This is a genomic window from Moritella marina ATCC 15381 (assembly GCF_008931805.1).
GTDB lineage: Bacteria > Pseudomonadota > Gammaproteobacteria > Enterobacterales > Moritellaceae > Moritella > Moritella marina.
In genome coordinates, this window is record NZ_CP044399.1 from 1,092,208 (window position 1) to 1,112,318 (window position 20,111).

The window sequence follows — 20,111 nt, forward strand, 5'->3', positions numbered from 1 at the left end:
GTATTAGTTAGCTGGTGGTTCGCTAATGTACGTTAACTGTTGTGATTGTAATTCAGGTTTAGCAATAATTTCACGCAAGTTAAGCAGGGTATAATAGGGTGTATCAACAACCGTTGATGCGGCAAGCATACTTGGAAGGTTACCTGCTGGGTCGAGGAATAATTGATAGCTTACTTCAACAACACCATTATCCATCGGGGTAAAGGTCCATGTACCGTCAAGCTCTTTAACGCGGATATAATCATCATCATTAGCCACTTTATCAAATGCAGATGAGAGGGAGATCGTGACAGCGTAGTTGTCTTTATCTTGAATTGTTTCACTATAGACGACAAGATCACGGTCGGTTACCGGCCAAGGTGCCTTATTAATGCTATAAGACGTTTTTTGCGTGGCTGATGTTTCTCCAACGAATTCAAATTTCACACAGTTATGCATCCATTCACATGCTAACTCGGCATTGTCGAGCAAAGCAACAAAGGGCGTGACTCGTGACTTTATATGGGTTACGCCTTTGAACTCTTTAAATTCGCTATCACTGTTCGGTTTTAAACGGGTATATACTTTAATATCATTGTCTTCATCATATTTTTCTAATTCCCATTCGGATGCGGAGACGCTTGTACTACTAAGTAATATGGTCATTAGTAATAATATGTAATATTTCATTTGGATTTCCCTGTCAAATAATAAGCTAAATAAAAAGACAGTATTACATATTGATTTATATTTGAATTGGCCACAATGACATATTGTGATGTAGACTTGAGTTTAATGTAATAAAAACAAGGGTGTAAGGTGTAATTTAGAGGGCAGCGCAGCAAGGATATGTAACTGCTGCACTGGCTTATTGTTGTAAACTCTTTATTGTAAAATTGGCGTCGTGTTAAGCGACTTCTGCTTGTCTTATCCAACGTAAATGGTTGTTACGTTTTCTTTCAACGATACCAAACGATAAGAATTCTTCAAACGCGATGTCTACTTCTTCTAGTGTTAAATCGAGGGTTTCTGCTATGTGCTTTTTAGAACATTTTAAATCTTGTGCTTGTGCAGCCTGTAAAATATACGACGAGCTGACAGACATCTGTTTCTCAATCAATAATTTCTGTTCTAATTGAGCAGGTGCTTCAATCTCGATATAGCTTTGTGTTGCTAACAAGCGTAAGTGTTCAGCTTTATCGGCTTTTTCTTGTTCTTTTTTACGTTTAATCGAATGACGGAAACGTAATTCCTCACCGATTAAGCCCACAAAAAAGGCCGCGAATATATCCAACAATACCGATAAAAAGATAACTAACCAAGATTGGGCATTTTCAGTCGTGGTATTAAGGATCTTAGCAAGGCTTGCAATCAAGCTAATCACTGAGCCATTTTCAGCAACAGGCACACTATCACGCTCAATTCTAAGCTGTGTTTGTTTTTCACGCAGCACTTGGTTTTCTTTTTGGATGCGCGTTACCCCAAGCGAAATCATTTTTAATTCGAGGTATTTATCTGCGGCTTTATTATTTAGCGCGATTTCATCGTCGATAGCGCGTATTTGCTGATTAACCGCATTTACCTTACTTTCACGTTTATCAACATATTGCTGTGCTACGTTCGTTGCACTGTTGATACCACCGATACTACCACCGATTGAAATGATGGCCAGAATACAGTAGAACCCTAGGGCAATGATGGCAGCGTGAAATGCTTTACGGGCGATTCGCTCACCGAATTCATACCAAGCAAAGAATTTACCTAATTCGAAGATGACCGCTAAACTACCGAATAAGATTTGCATCAGTAATTTATCGTGAATGGATAAAAATAAGAGCAATGAAAATATGACGGATGCAGCAATGGCAGCGCCAGTAAAAGCATACAAGCTGCACATTGCAAGGGTGCCTTTAGGGCGGCGCGTATAGGTTAACGAAGAATTATGCATGTAAATATATCTTAAAGGCAGAAAAGTAACTAATTTGCAAGCATGTTAACACGGTAAATTAGTAACATATATCTACTTTCTAGTATTTTTATAAATGTGCACAATTCATACATGATAGAATAAAGTTTCGCTAAAACTGCCAGAATAATCCCAGGCTACCGACAATATATTCCTCATGTTTATCTTCTTCAAAGTCCGGACTCATCGCGACCACACTGAATTTGATGCCGACGTTATGATAATAAGCGAGCAAGCCTGCAGCAAGCGTACCTTGTAAGTTATTTAACGTGACTTCAGGGACGACATCGGGCGTATCGCCTTCGATGGTTATATCATTAAAGCGATAACGTACTTCAGCAGTGGCATAGAGCATGATACCAGAACTATTTGGCGCTAATAACATGCCTTGTAAGCGGTGAGGGTGCAGACTTAGGTTGTTATAATTTGCCCCTAAATCAACCCCCCAGCGTACTGTGCTACCAAACGCTGCTTCACTTTGATAATTACCCACTGCCAGACGTTGATAAACAGATAGATCCGATTCACCAATAAGCATGAGCGGACGACCTATGAGCTGATCTGCTTCTGCTGTCACTTGGTAAACAAGCTCGTCTTCAACTTGATTGTCCCAGCCCTGTGGTGTGGTGGCATCGATTAATTCATGAATATATTTCTGTGTATCTCCGGCTCTTGATTGTTCACCAACAGCGCCGAATAATAATGACAGGCGATAAGAACTCACCGTACTGTAACCTAGGACACTGGCTTCGCCAAATAACAAACCCGCATACGGGCGTTCGTCAGGTTGAGGCGTTGTTTGTGAAATATCACTTGGTGTCCACATTTGCTGACCAAACTGATAATTTACGGCATATTTAAGGGCATTCGGATCGAACGCTGTCAAAGTTTGCCAAAATTGATTATTTAAAGCGGGTGCTTCTGAGGTGTAATTGAGAAATACGGCATTAGTATAATTGCCATCTTCATCTGAGATCACATCATTATGCATACCAAATAACCAGCCGCTGGCAAAGCTCTGACTCAGTGGACTGAAAGCCAATAAAATAATGCTGCATAACTTAAAGCGCATGGTGTTTCCTTTGTGTCATTTTTACGTCGATATTGTAATAATTTGCTATTAATAACCTCTAGCATTAATTGTGCCATAATTTTTATTTATTAAGTGATTTAATGCTTAGTTTTATATCGGCCTCATGCTTTTTGGCTATTGACTGCTAATTGTAAGTACTGAGGAAGTATGGTTTTTTATAAATTAATTGCTTCGTATAACCATACAAAGACATACTCATTAAGAACGTATATTTATTAAGTATAAAGAGGCAACAAGGATCGTTGTTTATTACTTCGCCCTAGTGACTGGTTTCTTTGATGGGGAATAAAATTGAAATCATTAATCAAATGCTGCGGGCTAATTACCTTCGGCTTTATGACGTCGAGCGTTATTACACATGTTAACGCTGAAATAAAAGTAAAGGGAAGTGCAAGCTTGGAGCAACGCATATTCTTAGATCGTCCAGACCCTCTCACACAACCGATTGGTAATAGTTATCCTTACCCGGTTTATCATCAAGTTTCTGTGGCATTATCACCACACGTAGAAGCGTCATCTCAACGTAACAATATGGTGTATACCGCACATCCATTTCTACGTTTTGATGAACGAGATAGTGAACGCACCCATGTTGATTTTAGAGAACTGAAGGCCGCAGTCGTTACTAAAAAATGGCAGGCATCTATCGGTTTTGATCAAGTACATTGGGGGGTTATGGAGAATCATCATTTAGTCGATATCGTTAACCAAACGGACTATAACGAATCTCCTAATGGGGATGATAAGTTAGGCCAGCCTATGTTTAGGCTAGGTGTGAATATTAAAGATGCTTTACTTGAAGCAATGATATTGATTGGTTATCGTGAACCAAGCACGCCGACACCCGGAGCTCGTTTTAGTTTTGGGGTTGATTATCGTTATGAATATGAAGGTTGGGGCGAGGAGTACCACCCAGATCTGGCATTACGTTATAGTAAAAAGGTCAGGAATATCGATGTGGGTGTGGGCTATTTTGGAGGTCATTCAAGGACGCCTGAATTAGTAACTCAAGCTGTCGGAGATCCTGTCTGGAAAGTGAACTTGATTGATCAATTATCCGTTGATGTAAAAGCTGACTTGAATAGAATCGAATTAAAAGCGGAAATACTTTATAAGGTCGTTGGCGATCAATCGACACGCGCGATGGTGCTCGGTTCTGAGTTTAAGCTAATCCAAAATCAAAATATTTCGGTTAACTTATTAGCTGAATACAGTTGGGATGAACATGGTAAAAATGCATTTGATAATAGCTTTCAGAATGACATCTTTGCCGGGGTAAGGTTCACCTTGAATGGTTTAAATGATAGTGAAATACTTATTGGCCATAATTATGATTTTGATTTTGGCTCTCAGCATGGCTCTGTTCAGGCTAAAGTAAATGTGACTAAAGCGCTATCTGTTGGTGTCGAAGGTTGGTGGTTCAATGTCAGTGATGACGATTATGCTAACAAGGCGTTTAATGATGATAATATGATCCAACTTACTGGCTATTATAATTTTTAATTTGTACTGTTTAATCCGTACTTTTTAATCAGTCATGTCGGGTACTGTTAATCCGCTTTTTTTTCGGTTATTCTGACCACTTAGTTGTAGATAAAATTAATCGTATAAAAGGATTTTAGATGTTTAAGATAAATCAGTATTTTGATGGTCAAGTTGCTTCAATTGGATTTCAAGAAGCGGACAAAGAAGCCAGTGTTGGTGTGATGGCTGTGGGTGAGTATGAATTTGGCACTGCATTAGCTGAAGTGATGATTGTTATTACGGGTGCCCTAACGGTGTTATTGCCTGGACAAGTTGAATGGCAAACATTTAATGCAGGTGAACAATTTAACGTACCAGCCGACAGTAAATTTCAAGTTAAAGTCGCGCAAGAAACCGCTTATCTTTGTCAGTACGGTTAATCGCTAAATACAGTATCAATGAAAAGGGGAGAATAAACATCGCGTTTATTCTCCCCTTTTAGTATTCACAGAGAGCTTGGTATTCCCTCAATGCTAAATGCTATTTTTTAGGTTTCGCATTAAACGCAGCAAGTTGTTCTTCAGTTGCTGGCAGTTGATGGTTAGCTTTCCATTCAGTATACGTCATACCGTAGATACGTTCTCTTGCTTGATCGTCAGATACGTCTAATTCCAGCTCATCTGCTGCAGACTTATACCATTTACCTAAGCAATTTCGGCAAAAATCAGCAAGGATCATTAAATCTATATTTTGAACTTGCTTATTATCGTCCAAATGCGCTAACAAACGTTGTAATACTTTCGCGTCCAATTGGTCTTGCTGAGCTTGAGTTAATTCTGCTTTACTCATTATTCTATCCTTGTTATTTGGTCGGCTTGATTAGGCCAATAATATGGCAACTAAATACAATCACTGCAACTGTTAAATAAATGGCAGAGGTTACAATTAACCATTGTGGCATTGTATATGATAAGAACTGCCAGCTAATTTCGTCACAAAAGCCCGTTGGATTGAACATCCATGGTGCCCATTCATGCAATGGCGCCCAGCTTGGGAAGTTAGGGAAGAAGTCACATGTCGAAAACGGTGATGGGTTAAGCTGAATATCCACGTGTTCCATGGAAATGCGTAAACTGTAGATAGCGCTGACAAACCATAATGCAAAACCACTAAAACGTATGAATGGATTAGCTGGAGCAATTGCACCCACTAAGCCAGCTAAAATAATGCCCATTATCGTGACACGTTCATAAACGCATAATACGCACGGGCTGAGTTCCATTACATACTGGAAGAAAAGGGCTGATGCTTCTAACCCCATGCCGGTAAGTGCGAGTAAAACCCAAGGTAGGCGCTGTTTCGGTAGGTTAGAAATAAACTGGTACATATATTATCTCAAGTAAATTTAATTTATTACTTGCTGTTATATCATATTGTTAGTTTTGATATTGTCGCAAGAGTGTAAAACTATGTAAGAATAAAACTTATCTCAGTATTAATTGACATCAAGCATAAAAAAAACGCCGCGTATAGCGACGTTTTTAAACCGAAGATTTAATTATCGGTGTGCTGTGTAGCTAGTGACCCGCAGATTTAACAACTTCTGCTGCACTGTCTACATGTGCACTAATTAGACCCATATCCAGCATCATTGCTGTTGCAGGTTCTAAGAAGTACATCAGTGAGCCAAGACCAATTAACGTCATCACGAAGGTATATGGCAATGCCATGATAACCATACGACCATATGATAAACGCAGTAGTGGTGCTACCGCTGAGGTTAATAAGAATAAGAATGCCGCTTGGCCGTTCGGTGTCGCAACTGAAGGTAGGTTAGTACCCGTGTTAATTGCGACTGCCAGTAAGTCGAACTGATCTCGTGTGATAGTACCATTAACCAGCGCTGCTTTTACTTCCGTAATATAAACAGTCCCGACGAATACGTTATCACTCACCATCGATAAAATACCGTTAGCTAAATAGAATAGCGGCAGTTGTTGATGTGGGTCAGCAGCCAGTACAGCATTAATCAGTGGAATAAATAATTGTTGATCAATAATCACCGCTACTATGGTAAAGAATACCGCCAGTAAGGCTGTGAAAGGCAGCGCCTCTTCAAATGCTTTACCTAATGCATGTTCTTCAGTGATACCGTTAAATGCAGTTGCAAGAATAATAACTGATAAACCAATAAGGCCTACAGCAGCTAAGTGCATTGCCAGGCCGATAATTAACCAAACACCGATAGCTGCTTGTGTATATAATTTTACACGTTCACGTTGGCTACGGTTTGCATCTTCAAACTTATCAAAATCAACCAGAATAGTGCGTACTGCCGGTGGCAATTCCGCACCGTAACCAAATACTTTGAATTTCTCTACAAGGAAACAGGTTAGTAGACCAAAGAAAAATACTGGTATTGTAATTGGTGACATACGTAATGCAAATTCAACGAAGTCCCAGCCAGCTTGTTCAGCAATGATCAAGTTTTGTGGTTCACCAACCATAGTACATACACCACCGAGTGCTGTACCAACACCGGCATGCATCATTAGGCTACGTAGGAAAGCGCGGTAATCATCAAGATCTTGACGCTTCAATTCATTAACCGTTGCATCATCGGTATGATCATGGTCATGTTTAAAGTCACGACCTGATGCTACTTTGTGGTAGATACTATAGAAACCAATCGCAACACTAATTACTACGGCAATTACCGTTAGTGCGTCTAAGAAGGCTGATAGAAATGCAGATACGACAGAGAAAGACAAAGCCAGCAATGCTTTAGATTTAATGTTAATCAATAATTTTGTGAAAACATAAAGCAATAATGACTTCATGAAGTAAATGCCTGCAACCATGAATATCAGCAGTAATAATACTTCAATGTTACTAACCAGTTCATGTTGTACTTGTTCTGCAGAAGTCATGCCTATGGCAACAGCTTCGATTGCAAGTAAACCACCGGGTTGAAGAGGGTAGCACTTAAGTGCCATTGCTAACGTAAAGATAAACTCGATAACTAATACCCAACCAGCAATAAACGGGTCAATAGCAAAGATAATAGGGTTTATAATAAGAAAGGCCACGATCGCAATTTTGTACCACTGAGGTGAGTTACCTAAGAAGTTTAGCTTTGCTGCCGTGCTAAGACTAATGTCCATGAGAGGTGTCCAATAAAAAGGTTAAAGAATAAGAAAATTTGCGCCATTCTAAGCATATTTTGTGACGTGCGCCATTCTTTTTATTGATACAGATTATTGTTTTTGCAAATAAAGCTATTTTAATATTTAAGTCGGAAAATAATTATTCTAATGATAGGATCTAATTTAAATCTGGTCGGATGTGCCTGTGAATGCTAACATTCAAAAAGATACAACCTGTTATATTTCCAAATGAGAAGTTAAATGGATATTACTAATAGTAAAACAACAAGTAAAAAGCGTCAGAATGACGGTATTATTAAAGCTAAAAGCCCAGCTGGCTTCGCGGAAGAATATCTCATCGAATCTATTTGGAAGAATCGTTTCCCACCGGGATCAATACTTCCTGCTGAGAGAGAGCTTTCTGAGCTTATTGGTGTTACCAGAACAACGCTACGTGAAGTACTACAACGTTTAGCACGTGATGGCTGGCTCACTATTCGTCATGGAAAGCCGACTCAAGTTAATAACTTTTGGGAAACATCGAGTCTTTCGATTCTAGAAGATTTAGTACGATTAGATCCTGAGCGTTTACCTGAGTTGATCAGCGATTTATTGTCTGCACGTACAAATATTAGTGTTATTTTTATTCGAGCGGCGATCAAACGTGATCCTGAGCGTGTAGTCGAAATTCTAAATGAAGCAGAACTGCTTGCAGATGATAAAGAAGCCTATACCGCATACGATTATAGTATGTTACATAAATTAGCCTTTTTATCAGGTAATTTAGTATATGCATTGATTTTGAATGGTTTTGATAATATGTATCGTATTCTGGGTAAAATATATTTTGATTACCCTGAAGCACGAGCACTGGCGAAAAATTTCTATCGTGAATTGAAAGAGATCGCACAGAATAATCAAGCTGATGAAAGTTTAAATGTTATTCGTAATTACGGTATGAATTCTGGTCTACTGTGGCAGCAGTATCGTGATGAAACATGGGATGATATTTGCGTCGCTTTTGAACAACGCATTAAATAATACCTACGCAATTATGCCATATAAAAAAACCAGTCAATGACTGGTTTTTTTTTTAAGGTGTAGGCATTATACTTTGGCAGAGCAGCTCTATGTTACCATTTGCTTGTACTTGCTCTAATTTCACATCAAACCCCCATAAGCGATGTAGATGCTTCATCACTTCTTGCGCCGATTTGCTCTCTAACGGTATATCCTGATGTGGCACATAACGTAACGTTAAAGAACGGTCACCTTTTCTATCGACATTAAAGATTTGAATATTGGGTTCATTGTTACTTAAATTGTATTGCGCTGATAATTTACTACGCAACTGCTGATAACCTTCTTCATTGTGTATTGCCGATACTTCAATATGCTTACTATTTTCGTTATCTTCGATTGAAAATAAATGCATATCTCGCATTACTTTAGGCGACAAATACTGACTAATAAAGCTTTCATCTTTAAAGTTTTGCATGGCAAAGTGAACGGTATCCAACCAGTCACTGCCCGCAATATCAGGGAACCAGGCTTTATCTTCATCTGTTGGGTGTTCGCACATACGCCTAATATCAGTAAACATCGCAAACCCCAGTGCGTATGGGTTCATACCTGAGTAATAAGGGCTGTTATACGCAGGCTGAGCGACGACATTGGTATGATTATGTAATATCTCCAGCATGAACTTATCGGATACTAGGCCTTCGTCATACATATGGTTTGTAATGGTATAGTGCCAAAATGTTGCCCAGCCTTCATTCATTACTTGTGTTTGTTTTTGTGGATAAAAATACTGACTTATCTTACGCACGATACGAATAATTTCACGCTGCCAAGATTGTAATAATGGTGCATTTTTTTCGACAAAATAGAGTATGTTTTCTTGTGGTTCTACTGGGAAATTTGGTTCAACAGGTTCCGTTTTTTCATTGTTTTGGGGCAGGGTACGCCACAGTTCATTGACTTGGGTTTGTAAATAATCGGTACGTTCTTGTTGTCGGCGTTTTTCTTCACTTAACGATGGTTCACTCGGACGCTTATAGCGGTCAACACCGTAACTCATTAATGCATGGCAGGAATCGACAATGTTTTCGACGGCATCAATACCGTATTTCTGTTCGCATTCAGCGATATAATTTTTTGAAAATAGTAGGTAATCTATAATTGATTCTGCGTCAGTCCATGACTTAAACAGATAATTACCTTTAAAAAAAGAGTTGTGGCCATAGCAAGCGTGTGCAACGACTAACGCTTGCATCGGGATGGTGTTTTCTTCCATTAAATAAGCGATACAAGGACTAGAGTTAATCACGATCTCATATGCCAGCCCCATTTGTCCACGTTTGTAGCTTTGTTCGGTTTGAATGAACTTCTTACCAAAGCTCCAGTGGTTATAGCCAATTGGCATCCCTACTGAAGAATAAGCATCCATCATTTGCTCAGCAGTGATCACTTCTATTTGATTGGGGTAAGTATCAAGTCGATAGTGTTCGGCAATACGTTTTATTTCGACATGATATTCTTCAAGTAGTGGGAAGTTCCAATCAGGACCATCGCTAAGCTGCTTTACTTCATCTTTTAACATATAGATTCTCCCTAAGCGGCCTGTTTTTTGAATAGTTCTCGGAATACAGGGTATATATCTTCGAGCTGGCGAATGTGTTGTAAGGCGAATTGAGAGTACTCTTCGGCTACTTTTTCATATTCTCGCCATAATGTTTGATGCGCTCGATTTGTTATCTCTATATAGCTGAAATAGCGCACTTGCGGCATTATTTTATCGAGTAAAATCTTGCGGCATAGAGGCGAGTCGTCAGCCCAGTTATCACCATCTGAAGCTTGCGCAGCGTAGATGTTCCATTCACTTGCTGGGAATTTATCGGTAACAATTTTATCCATCAGCTTCAAAGCTGACGATACAATTGTACCACCAGTTTCTTGTGAGTAGAAAAACTCATGTTCGTCCACTTCTTTTGCTTGCGTATGATGACGAATGTAAACGACTTCAATTTTTTTATAAGTACGGGTTAAGAATAAATAGAGTAAAATGTAAAACCGTTTTGCCATGTCTTTGGTTGGTTGATCCATGGATCCTGAGACATCCATGAGACAAAACATCACAGCTTGGCTATTAGGTACTGCGTATTGCTCAAAGTTGTTATAACGTAAATCAAAGGTATCAATAAAAGGCACTTTACTGATCCGTGCCTTGAGTTCGGCAATTTCTTTTTTCAATTCAGCAACAAATTGACCTTCAACTTCTTGACCTTCAACCTTGCCTCGTTTGGCTAATTCATCAACTTCTTGCTGCAGTGCTTTTACTTTGCGTTTTTTACCGCCTGCGAGAGCGGTACGTCTTGCTAGTGAGTTTTGTAGTGATTTTACAATCGCAATATTCCCTGGGTTACCATTTGAAGTATAACCTGCGCGATGGGTTTTCATCTCTACAATACTGTTAAGTTGATTCTCTTGTAAGTTAGGTAACTCTAGATCTTCAAAGAGGAGATCTAGATATTCATCTTTTGAAATTTGGAAATTAAAACCATCGTTACCTTCACCACTATCACTCGCTTCTCCACCGCCCGCGCCTGCACCATCTCCTGCTGGTGGGCGACTGATTTTATCGCCCGTTATAAATTGATCATTTCCTGGGTGAACAATCGTGCGATCACCGCCTTTCCCTTGATGAAACATAGGTTCTGAGATGTCACGAGTTGGAATGCTGACACTTTCTCCAGATGTAATATCCTGGATACTGCGATTGTTTACAGCATCAGATACCGCCTTTTTTATTTGTGAGTTATAACGACGCATAAAGCGTTGTCGATTAACGGTACTTTTATTTTTACCGTTTAATCTGCGATCAATAAAATGTGCCATCTCATACCCCCTAACAAAATCTATTATGATGATTTACGTACGCGTAAATACCATTCTGACAACAATCTAACTTGTTTCTTGGTATAGCCTTTCTCCATCATTCTGGCTACAAAGTTGTCATGTTTTTGTTGTTCATCAGTGGATGTTTTACCGTTAAATGAGATAACGGGTAACAACTCTTCGGTGTTGGAGAACATTTTTTTCTCGATAACAGTACGTAATTTTTCGTAACTGACCCAAGTCGGGTTTTTACCACTGTTATTGGCTCTGGCGCGCAATACAAAATTGACGATTTCGTTACGAAAATCTTTTGGATTACTGATACCAGCGGGTTTTTCAATTTTTTCTAGATCGTTATTTAATGCTTCTCTATCAAATAGTTGACCTGTATCAGGATCGCGGAACTCTTGGTCTTGGATCCAGAAATCAGCGTAAGTAACATAGCGGTCAAAAATGTTTTGCCCATATTCTGAATAAGATTCTAAATACGCGGTTTGAATTTCTTTGCCAATAAATTCAACATATTTCGGGATCAAGTAACCTTTCAAGAACTCTAAATAACGGTCGGCAACATCCTGAGGGAATTGCTCTCGTTCAATTTGTTGTTCAAGCACATAAAATAGGTGTACTGGATTAGCAGCTACTTCAACATGATCAAAGTTGAAGACTTTAGACAGAATCTTATACGCAAAACGGGTTGATAGCCCTGACATACCTTCATCGACACCAGCATAATCACGGTACTCTTGATATGATTTTGCTTTCGGGTCTGTATCTTTTAATGTTTCGCCGTCATAAACACGCATTTTAGAGTAAATGGATGAGTTTTCTGGGTCTTTGATACGTGATAATACGGTAAATTGAGATAGTGCATCGAGCGTACCTGGCGCACATTTGGCATTATGCAGGGCACTATTTTCCAGCAGTTTACGATAGATAGCTTGTTCCTCACTGATACGTAAACAGTAAGGTACTTTAACTATGTATACTCGATCTAAAAAGGCCTCATTGTTTTTGTTGTTACGGAATGTCTGCCACTCTGATTCATTGGAGTGAGCGAGGATTATCCCTTCGAAAGGCAAGGCTGATAGGCCTTCGGTACTGTTATAGTTACCTTCCTGTGTGGCGGTAAGTAGGGGATGGAGCACTTTAATGGGTGCTTTAAACATCTCTACAAACTCCATTACACCTTGATTGGCTTTACATAGTGCGCCAGAGTAGCTGTATGCATCAGGATCATCTTGTGAAAAATGCTCTAACTGACGAATATCTACTTTCCCCACAAGTGATGAAATATCTTGATTATTCTCATCCCCTGGTTCGGTTTTAGCTATTGCAATTTGATGCAAAATCGATGGGCGGACTTTTTCCACTTTGAATTTACTGATATCACCACCAAACTCTTTTAAACGTTTGGCAGCCCATGGTGACATGACATGGCCAAGGTAACGCGTGGGAATACCGTATTCACTGCGTAAAATGTTGGCATCTTCACTGACGTCAAATAAGCTAAATGGATGATCGTTAACTGGTGATCCTTTGATGCGATAAATCGCTTCATTTTGCATTAGGTCTTTGAGTTTTTCTGCTAAAGATGATTTACCACCACCAACAGGTCCCAATAAATACAAAATTTGTTTCTTTTCTTCTAGCCCTTGTGCGGAATGTTTTAGATACGCCACGATTTGTTCAATGGCATCTTCCATACCATAGAAATCTTTAAAAGCAGGGTAGCGTGCAACAACACGGTTGGAAAATAATCGGCTAAGGCGAGAATCTGTCGCGGTATCAACCATTTCTGGTTCACCGATTGCGTTTAATAATCTTTCAGCAGCAGATGCGTATACAGTTTTATCGTCACGACACAAATTTAAAAATTCCTGTATCGTATATTCTTCTTCACGACTTTCTTCGTATCTTTGCTGATAATGTTCAAAAATACCCATTGGTAACCCCCAAATGTAATTACTTGCATCCGCAAAAATTAGCATCGACAAGTTTGAACTATTTCTTATTACTACTCTAAATCTAGACTTTGATTTTAAAACTGCGTGATTAAATTGCGGTTTTATAAGCGTTTTATTATTTTAATTGTCCTGGTAGCAATATTGTGTGTTCATGAGAACAGCGTGTGTGTTAGTGAAAGAGTGTTGGCAAGCGTTATTCTGTGGGTCTTTATATTGTTAATTTCTGGTTTGGCGATACATAAGTAAAGTATAGCTTAATTGCAATGTGATTAAATTTTATTGAAAGTAGCGCGTTATAATTACTGTTACCAGCGTAGGTTTAGAGTCATGTAGGAGAGCTGTTATTACTTTGGGTGTAGGAGGAGTAGACTTACGCTCAATGAGGGGGGAGCGTAGTCTATTAATGGTGAAAGGTTATGCTGTTAGAGCCTCATGCTGCAGCTTATTCAGCATTCTCATTGTAGCTTGTATTCCTGCAAATACCTGATTTGAGCTGACGCCACGAGTACGGAAAGTTGAACCTCCTTGTCGCCACGTGATAAAGCTTTCAGTTAAAGCGCTCGTTTTCCCACCGGGTGGAATACGCACCTGGTAGTTGTCTAAATTAGGAAGTTCAAAATCTACTTTTTGCATAATGGCTTCGATCGCCATACTGAATGCATCAAAGCCACCATTACCAGAACCTGCTGATTTGTATATGTCATCGCCAATACGAATGCGGATACTCGCCGTTGAGTCGACATTGAGACCTGATGTGATCGAGCAGTTAAGTAACTCAATGTGTGAGTAATCTTTGCTTTCTAACAGGTCTGCGATAATAAATGGCAAGTCTTCAGGGGTAATAATCGCTTTTTGATCGCCGAGGCTAACAATGCGTTCAAGCAATTTAGTTTTTTGTTCAGCACTAAGATCGATACTCAAATCTTTTAGGTTTTTTTCTAACGATGCTTTCCCGCTCATCTTACCGAGCGCATAGGTACGTGTCCGTTCAAACCGTTCAGGGCCTAACACAGTTTGATATAAGCCCCCTTTATTATCGCCATCAGCATGAATGCCACTTGTCTGAGTAAACACGTCAGCGCCGATGATAGGAGCATTAGCAGGGGTGATCTTACCTGAGAAGTTCTCAATCATTTGACTGATCTGATGAATATGCTGTTCGTTGATTGACGATTCAATACCGAGCTTGTCTTTTAATACCACGGCAACCTCTGCAAGAGAGGCGTTACCTGCGCGTTCACCTAAACAGTTAACAGTACAATGGATAGCGCTAATTCCTGCTTTGGCTGCGGTGAGGGCATTCGCTGTCGCTAAACCGTAATCATTATGTGGGTGAAAATCAAATTGTAATTGCGGGAAACGGCTGATCATATCAGACAGGCTGGTATGCACTTCATCTGGCGACATCACTCCGAGCGTATCCGGTAACATATAATGCTGGATTGGCAGATCGGATAGGGCCGTGATCATGTTGTAAACATAGTCAGGGTTATCGCTATAGCCATTAGACCAATCTTCCAGGTAAATATTTACGCTTAAATCTTGCTCCATTGCATAATGGATCGTTTCTCTTACATCAGCAATATGATCTGCAGGGCTTTTTCGTAATTGTTCAGTGCAGTGTTTTTCGCTGCCTTTGGTTAATAGATTGATTACTTTAGCCCCGCTAGATTTGATCCAATCAACACTTTTTGTGTGATCTACAAAGCCTAAAATTTCAATACGATGTGCAATTTTCTCTTGCTCTGCCCACTGCATTAATGAAGATACTGCATGTTTTTCGCCCAGTGATACACGGGCAGATGCGACTTCAATACGATCAACGTTTAGGGATTGGAGTAGGGCTTTGGCAATACTGACTTTTTCGTCGGGGGTGAAGGAGACACCTTGGGTTTGCTCTCCGTCGCGAAGAGTAGTGTCCATTAACTGGACTCGAGGGCGCATGATTTCCATATTTGCTACCTGCTTCAAATTGTAGGGAAAGAGCGGATAGAAGATACTACCCGCTTATAGCTATCAGCTTTAGCGTATGCGCTTAAGCCGTCCTTCAGTCAAGTCAACAATCGTGCTTTGGTGGCGCTATTGCTGAGTATGATTGAATTATTAGCTCGCGTCAGTCCATAACCATGGGAACTGTTGCTTATTTTTTGCTTCGAATTCAGAGATTTTATCTTCATGCTTTAATGTCCACGAGATATCATCAGCGCCTTCGATAAGGCTTTGCTTACGGAATTCGTCAACTTCGATAGCAATAACAATACCGCCTGGTGTCGTTACTGTTTGAGCAGGTAAATCCACGGTGAATTCAACACCTTCATTCGCATCTATTTCAGCCATCAGTGCCGCTAATTCATTTGTGCTAACACGAATAGGTAAAATACCATTTTTGAAACAGTTAGAATAAAAAATATCTGCGTAGCTTGTAGAGATGACAGTGTTGAAACCGAAATCTTCAATAGCCCAAGGCGCGTGCTCGCGTGATGAACCACAGCCAAAGTTATCGCCAGCTACAAGGATCTTAGCGCCCTTAAAAGCTGGTTTGTTTAATTCAAATGCCGGATTTTCATCACCGTTATCTAGAAAACGCCAGTCATGGAACAAGTGAATACCGAAACCAGTACGTTCTACTTTCTTCAAAAACTGTTTTGGGATGATCTGATCTGTATCTACGTTACTACGATTCATCAATGCCGCAACACTAGTATGATTTTTATATGCTTTCATTTTAATTCCTTGATCACTAATGTGCTAAAGCTTACGCCCAGTTACGGATGTCAACAAAATGGCCTTCAATGGCTGCAGCAGCAGCCATTGCTGGAGATACTAGGTGAGTACGACCACCTTTACCTTGTCGACCTTCAAAGTTACGGTTTGATGTAGACGCACTACGTTGACCTTCACTCAGCTGATCACCATTCATTGCTAAACACATTGAACAACCAGGTTCACGCCACTCCCAACCTGCATCCATTAAGATTTTATCTAGACCTTCTTCTTCAGCTTGTTCTTTCACAAGGTAAGAGCCAGGTACCGCAATTGCTTGAACTGCAGCACTTACTTTTTTGCCTTTCGTCATTTCTGCAATTGCACGGAAATCTTCAATACGACCATTAGTACAAGAACCAACAAAGACTAAATCTACTTTAATATCTGTGATTGGAGCGCCTGCAGTAATGCCCATGTAAGACAATGCACCTTTGCATGCAGATGATTTGATTACATCGTCAAAATCAGCGGGCGATGGAATGTTTGCTGTCACAGGTGAAACTTGTTCAGGTGATGTACCCCAAGTTACTTGTGGTGCGATATCTTCAGCGGCCAATTCGACAATAGTATCAAATACAGCGCCGTCATCGGTTGGTAGCGATTTCCAGTATGCGAGTGCAGCAGCCCAATGATCGCCTTTAGGTGCAAATTCTTTGCCTTCAATATAATCGAAAGTTGTTTTATCTGGTGCGATTAAACCTGCACGAGCGCCACCTTCAATTGCCATATTACAAAGGGTCATACGCCCTTCCATACTTAATTCACGGATTGCTGAACCAGCGAATTCAATAACATGGCCAGTACCGCCTGCAGTACCGATCTTACCAATAACAGCAAGTGCGATATCTTTAGCAGTAGAGAATTTAGATAGTTTACCTTCAACGCTTACTAGCATCGTTTTAGATTTTTTCTGTTGTAACGTTTGAGTTGCCATTACATGTTCAACTTCAGACGTACCGATGCCGAATGCTAACGCACCGAATGCACCGTGTGTAGCTGTGTGGGAATCACCACAAACAGCTGTCATACCTGGGTGGATGAAACCGTGCTCAGGAACAACAATGTGAATAACACCGTTGTTAACATTGTTCATGTCATAAATTAGCAGATCGTGTTCATCACAGTTATCGGCCATTGTTTTAATCTGTTTAGCAGCAATTGGATCTTTAATTGGTAAGTGACGATCAACCGTTGGTACGCAGTGATCCATTGTTGCTAGAATACTGTGTTTGTTACGTACTGGACGTTGTTGAATTTTTAAACCTTCAAACGCTTGAGGGCTTGTTACTTCATGCATCAAATGACGATCGATATAAAGTATTGGAGTTCCATTCTCTGGCTCATGAACTAAGTGCGAATCCCAAATCTTTTCATACATTGTTTTTTTCATTGCTTTGCTTCCCTTCTCATCAACCGAGATATTTGTATTTCTTATGCCTTGATACTATGACAATTGTGTGACCTTCTTCAAGAACATAATTTCATAAAGCGTTGTAATTCTAAATGCCTGTCTTCCTATAATATCGATGTACCCACTAATTGCAGTGTTAAATATCGGTTAATGACTAAAATGCAGTTTGAGATGTGGCTGTATTTGGTTTTTATGGGGTTATTTATTTTTTACAATATGTTAGATTTTTTTATTTTACTGCTTATGAATGTCGTAAATAAACTAATTTCAGCCATTTTAAGGTCTTGATGGTAGAAATAACCATATAACCTATGCTTAGGTTAAGTAATGGCTATGTATTATTCAAAATTGGTTTATTGGTTTATTGGTTTATAGGTTAAAGGGGTAAGGGAATGAATTCTTTAAAAGTATCTGATTATATGCAGTTACGGCCAGTCAAGTTAACTGTAAATATGCCTGTCGCAACAGCCGTTGATAAACTATTGAAATCAGCTCATATTGGTGCTCCTGTTGTGGATGATAACGATACACTGGTGGGCTGGGTCTCGGAACAGGATTGTTTAGCAACGTTATTGGAATCGAGTTATTACTGTGAAGAAGTCGCGATTGTTGGCGACTTGATGAAATCTGATGTGCTCACAGCTCGGTCTGAAGACAGTATTATTGAATTAGCACAGAAAATGGTATCAGCAAAACCTAAGAGCTACCCTGTTATTAACGAGCATGGTGTGGTGGTTGGCGTTATTTCACGTCGTGACGTACTAAAAGCGATGGATAAACAGCAGCAGGCTTGCTATGAAAAGTAGCAGTTAATTTCTAATTAAGTGCTAATTTAAATTTTATGTCGAAAAAGGCTACAATGCTGTAGCCTTTTTGTATTGTTATTTATATTATATGTAGTACTTAGCGTAGTAACTAAAATACTCCTTAGAATACCGCCTCGCTATGCAGCTGCTACATCACCATTTTTGTTATTGTGGAAACGTTTTTCACCGACATAGGCGTAAGCCAAGCAAATAATAGATGCAAAACAAGAGCCGACTAATACCATGAAGCCACCATCCCAACCGAAATGGTCAACTGTATAACCAAGCACAGCATTTGCTGCGACAGCACCGCCGAGATAACCAAATAAACCAGTTAATCCAGCCGCTGTACCAGCTGCTTTCTTAGGTGCAAGCTCAAGAGCATATAAGCCAATCAACATGACCGGACCGTAAATTAGGAAGCCAATCGCGATAAGTGCTGCCATATCGATCATCGGGTTACCTGCAGGATTGAACCAGTAAACAAGTACCGCAATGGTGACTAATGCCATGAATAATATCCCCGCTGGTGCACGACGGCCTTTGAATAATTTATCCGAGATCCAACCGCAAAGTAGGGTGCCTGGAATGCCAGCCCACTCATATAAGAAATAAGCCCAAGAAGAACCATCTACAGTGAAACCTTTCGCTTCTTTTAGATAAACGGGAGCCCAATCTAAAACGCCGTAACGGATCATATAAACAAAGGCATTAGCGATGGCGATAGACCACAACAGTTTGTTATTGAGCACGTATTTAAAGAAGATTTCTTTTGCTGTCATTTCTTGTTCATGATCTTTACTGTAATCATCAGGGTAGTCATCTTTGTATTCTTCGATTGGTGGTAATCCACAAGACTGTGGCGTATCACGTACAGTAAACCAGACAAAGACAGCGACGATGACAGCAAAGAAAGCGGGGACATAAAATGCAGCATGCCAGTCATCGTTGAATGCCCATAGTCCAAGTAAGAACATAGGGCCGATTAAACCGCCGCCAACATTATGTGCGACATTCCAAACTGAAACTAACTCACCACGTTCTTTCTTTGACCACCAATGAACCATGGTTCTACCGCAAGCTGGCCAGCCCATGCCTTGAAACCAACCATTTAGAAATAATAAAACGAACATGGCGGTGATACTGCTTGTTGCCCAAGGCATATAGCCAAAAGTAAACATAACAGCGGCGGACATTAATAACCCGGCAGTTAAGAAATAGCGTGGATTCGAGCGGTCGGAGACACTGCCCATGAGAAATTTAGATAAGCCGTACGAAATAGAGACTGCCGATAACGCTACCCCTAGATCACCACGGCTAAAGCCTTGCTCAATCAAGTATGGCATGGCCAAACTGAAATTTTTACGAACGAGATAATAGCCAGCATAACCAAAGAAAATACCAAAGAATAACTGCCAACGTAAGAATTTATAAGTAGAGTCAATTTGACCTACGGGTAAGCGAGCGATGTGCTCTTTCGGTTTGAAAATACCAAACATTTATAACCTCGAGTTTCAACGTGTTGATGGTTTTTAATAACCATTTCATAGGGTGTGATGTTCGTTCGAGCGAAAATCGCCATCATCTTATTTTCTTTCGAATATTTTTGATGT

At 39.9% G+C, this 20,111-nt stretch carries 17 protein-coding genes; 4 read left to right on the top strand and 13 right to left on the bottom strand.

Annotated elements, in window-relative coordinates; translation table 11 throughout:
- Nucleotides 1-3: 3 nt before the first annotated feature.
- The 3 genes from FR932_RS04990 to FR932_RS05000 form a co-directional block, all read right to left on the bottom strand.
- Complete coding sequence (locus FR932_RS04990) at nt 4-669, bottom strand: START domain-containing protein (protein ID WP_019442797.1); 666 nt, start codon at nt 667-669, stop codon at nt 4-6.
- A 217-nt stretch (nt 670-886) separates the two neighbouring features.
- Complete coding sequence (locus FR932_RS04995; protein ID WP_019442796.1) at nt 887-1,927, bottom strand: hypothetical protein; 1,041 nt, start codon at nt 1,925-1,927, stop codon at nt 887-889.
- A gap of 130 nt (nt 1,928-2,057) precedes the next feature.
- Nucleotides 2,058-3,017, bottom strand: coding sequence for a lipid A deacylase LpxR family protein (locus FR932_RS05000; RefSeq protein ID WP_019442795.1), 960 nt, complete (start codon nt 3,015-3,017; stop codon nt 2,058-2,060).
- Nucleotides 3,018-3,329: 312 nt separating this feature from the next.
- On the opposite strand from FR932_RS05000, the gene FR932_RS05005 reads away from it, so the two are divergent.
- On the top strand, nt 3,330-4,541 hold the full coding sequence (locus tag FR932_RS05005; protein ID WP_240532435.1) for a hypothetical protein: 1,212 nt from the start codon (nt 3,330-3,332) through the stop codon (nt 4,539-4,541).
- A gap of 119 nt (nt 4,542-4,660) precedes the next feature.
- Nucleotides 4,661-4,942: a pyrimidine/purine nucleoside phosphorylase gene (gene ppnP, locus FR932_RS05010; protein ID WP_019442793.1), complete on the top strand. Its 282-nt coding sequence runs from the start codon at nt 4,661-4,663 to the stop codon at nt 4,940-4,942.
- Between the two features lie 100 nt (nt 4,943-5,042).
- Here ppnP and FR932_RS05015 read toward each other — a convergent pair whose 3' ends face one another.
- The 3 genes from FR932_RS05015 to nhaB all read right to left on the bottom strand — a co-directional run bounded on the left by FR932_RS05015 (nt 5,043) and on the right by nhaB (nt 7,666).
- On the bottom strand, nt 5,043-5,351 hold the full coding sequence (locus FR932_RS05015; RefSeq protein WP_019442792.1) for a DUF1244 domain-containing protein: 309 nt from the start codon (nt 5,349-5,351) through the stop codon (nt 5,043-5,045).
- 13 nt (nt 5,352-5,364) lie between these two features.
- Entirely contained in the window at nt 5,365-5,889 is a 525-nt protein-coding gene (gene dsbB / locus FR932_RS05020) for a disulfide bond formation protein DsbB (protein ID WP_019442791.1), read from the bottom strand.
- A gap of 190 nt (nt 5,890-6,079) precedes the next feature.
- Nucleotides 6,080-7,666 (bottom strand): sodium/proton antiporter NhaB, encoded by a 1,587-nt coding sequence (gene nhaB / locus FR932_RS05025; RefSeq protein WP_019442790.1) that lies wholly within the window; start codon nt 7,664-7,666, stop codon nt 6,080-6,082.
- A gap of 243 nt (nt 7,667-7,909) precedes the next feature.
- Here nhaB and fadR point away from each other — a divergent pair, with 243 nt between their 5' ends.
- Nucleotides 7,910-8,689 (top strand): fatty acid metabolism transcriptional regulator FadR, encoded by a 780-nt coding sequence (gene fadR / locus FR932_RS05030; RefSeq protein WP_019442789.1) that lies wholly within the window; start codon nt 7,910-7,912, stop codon nt 8,687-8,689.
- A 52-nt stretch (nt 8,690-8,741) separates the two neighbouring features.
- Here fadR and FR932_RS05035 read toward each other — a convergent pair whose 3' ends face one another.
- The 6 genes from FR932_RS05035 to leuC all read right to left on the bottom strand — a co-directional run bounded on the left by FR932_RS05035 (nt 8,742) and on the right by leuC (nt 17,671).
- Nucleotides 8,742-10,253 (bottom strand): SpoVR family protein, encoded by a 1,512-nt coding sequence (locus tag FR932_RS05035; protein WP_019442788.1) that lies wholly within the window; start codon nt 10,251-10,253, stop codon nt 8,742-8,744.
- Between the two features lie 11 nt (nt 10,254-10,264).
- Nucleotides 10,265-11,548 carry a YeaH/YhbH family protein gene (locus FR932_RS05040; RefSeq protein WP_019442787.1) on the bottom strand — a complete coding sequence of 428 codons (1,284 nt, stop codon included), beginning with the start codon at nt 11,546-11,548 and terminating at the stop codon, nt 10,265-10,267.
- 23 nt (nt 11,549-11,571) lie between these two features.
- Entirely contained in the window at nt 11,572-13,494 is a 1,923-nt protein-coding gene (locus tag FR932_RS05045; RefSeq protein ID WP_026032235.1) for a PrkA family serine protein kinase, read from the bottom strand.
- Nucleotides 13,495-13,929: 435 nt separating this feature from the next.
- Nucleotides 13,930-15,459 (bottom strand): alpha-isopropylmalate synthase regulatory domain-containing protein, encoded by a 1,530-nt coding sequence (locus FR932_RS05050; protein WP_240532434.1) that lies wholly within the window; start codon nt 15,457-15,459, stop codon nt 13,930-13,932.
- 159 nt (nt 15,460-15,618) lie between these two features.
- Nucleotides 15,619-16,239 (bottom strand): 3-isopropylmalate dehydratase small subunit, encoded by a 621-nt coding sequence (gene leuD, locus FR932_RS05055; protein WP_019442784.1) that lies wholly within the window; start codon nt 16,237-16,239, stop codon nt 15,619-15,621.
- Between the two features lie 31 nt (nt 16,240-16,270).
- A complete protein-coding gene (gene leuC, locus FR932_RS05060; protein WP_019442783.1) occupies nt 16,271-17,671 on the bottom strand; it encodes a 3-isopropylmalate dehydratase large subunit in 1,401 nt (466 codons plus the stop codon).
- A gap of 413 nt (nt 17,672-18,084) precedes the next feature.
- On the opposite strand from leuC, the gene FR932_RS05065 reads away from it, so the two are divergent.
- Nucleotides 18,085-18,498 carry a CBS domain-containing protein gene (locus tag FR932_RS05065; protein WP_019442782.1) on the top strand — a complete coding sequence of 138 codons (414 nt, stop codon included), beginning with the start codon at nt 18,085-18,087 and terminating at the stop codon, nt 18,496-18,498.
- Between the two features lie 137 nt (nt 18,499-18,635).
- Here FR932_RS05065 and glpT read toward each other — a convergent pair whose 3' ends face one another.
- A complete protein-coding gene (gene glpT / locus FR932_RS05070) occupies nt 18,636-19,997 on the bottom strand; it encodes a glycerol-3-phosphate transporter (RefSeq protein WP_019442781.1) in 1,362 nt (453 codons plus the stop codon).
- Nucleotides 19,998-20,111: the final 114 nt, after the last annotated feature.

Excerpts from the sequence above, each read along its gene's own strand:
- FR932_RS04990 (WP_019442797.1), bottom strand. The coding sequence starts at position 669 with ATGAAATATTACATATTATTACTAATGACCATATTACTTAGTAGTACA.
- FR932_RS04995 (WP_019442796.1), bottom strand. The coding sequence starts at position 1,927 with ATGCATAATTCTTCGTTAACCTATACGCGCCGCCCTAAAGGCACCCTT.
- FR932_RS05000 (WP_019442795.1), bottom strand. The coding sequence starts at position 3,017 with ATGCGCTTTAAGTTATGCAGCATTATTTTATTGGCTTTCAGTCCACTG.
- ppnP (WP_019442793.1), top strand. The coding sequence starts at position 4,661 with ATGTTTAAGATAAATCAGTATTTTGATGGTCAAGTTGCTTCAATTGGA.
- FR932_RS05015 (WP_019442792.1), bottom strand. The coding sequence starts at position 5,351 with ATGAGTAAAGCAGAATTAACTCAAGCTCAGCAAGACCAATTGGACGCG.
- dsbB (WP_019442791.1), bottom strand. The coding sequence starts at position 5,889 with ATGTACCAGTTTATTTCTAACCTACCGAAACAGCGCCTACCTTGGGTT.
- nhaB (WP_019442790.1), bottom strand. The coding sequence starts at position 7,666 with ATGGACATTAGTCTTAGCACGGCAGCAAAGCTAAACTTCTTAGGTAAC.
- fadR (WP_019442789.1), top strand. The coding sequence starts at position 7,910 with ATGGATATTACTAATAGTAAAACAACAAGTAAAAAGCGTCAGAATGAC.
- FR932_RS05035 (WP_019442788.1), bottom strand. The coding sequence starts at position 10,253 with ATGTTAAAAGATGAAGTAAAGCAGCTTAGCGATGGTCCTGATTGGAAC.
- FR932_RS05040 (WP_019442787.1), bottom strand. The coding sequence starts at position 11,548 with ATGGCACATTTTATTGATCGCAGATTAAACGGTAAAAATAAAAGTACC.
- FR932_RS05045 (WP_026032235.1), bottom strand. The coding sequence starts at position 13,494 with ATGGGTATTTTTGAACATTATCAGCAAAGATACGAAGAAAGTCGTGAA.
- FR932_RS05050 (WP_240532434.1), bottom strand. The coding sequence starts at position 15,459 with ATGCGCCCTCGAGTCCAGTTAATGGACACTACTCTTCGCGACGGAGAG.
- leuD (WP_019442784.1), bottom strand. The coding sequence starts at position 16,239 with ATGAAAGCATATAAAAATCATACTAGTGTTGCGGCATTGATGAATCGT.
- leuC (WP_019442783.1), bottom strand. The coding sequence starts at position 17,671 with ATGAAAAAAACAATGTATGAAAAGATTTGGGATTCGCACTTAGTTCAT.
- FR932_RS05065 (WP_019442782.1), top strand. The coding sequence starts at position 18,085 with ATGAATTCTTTAAAAGTATCTGATTATATGCAGTTACGGCCAGTCAAG.
- glpT (WP_019442781.1), bottom strand. The coding sequence starts at position 19,997 with ATGTTTGGTATTTTCAAACCGAAAGAGCACATCGCTCGCTTACCCGTA.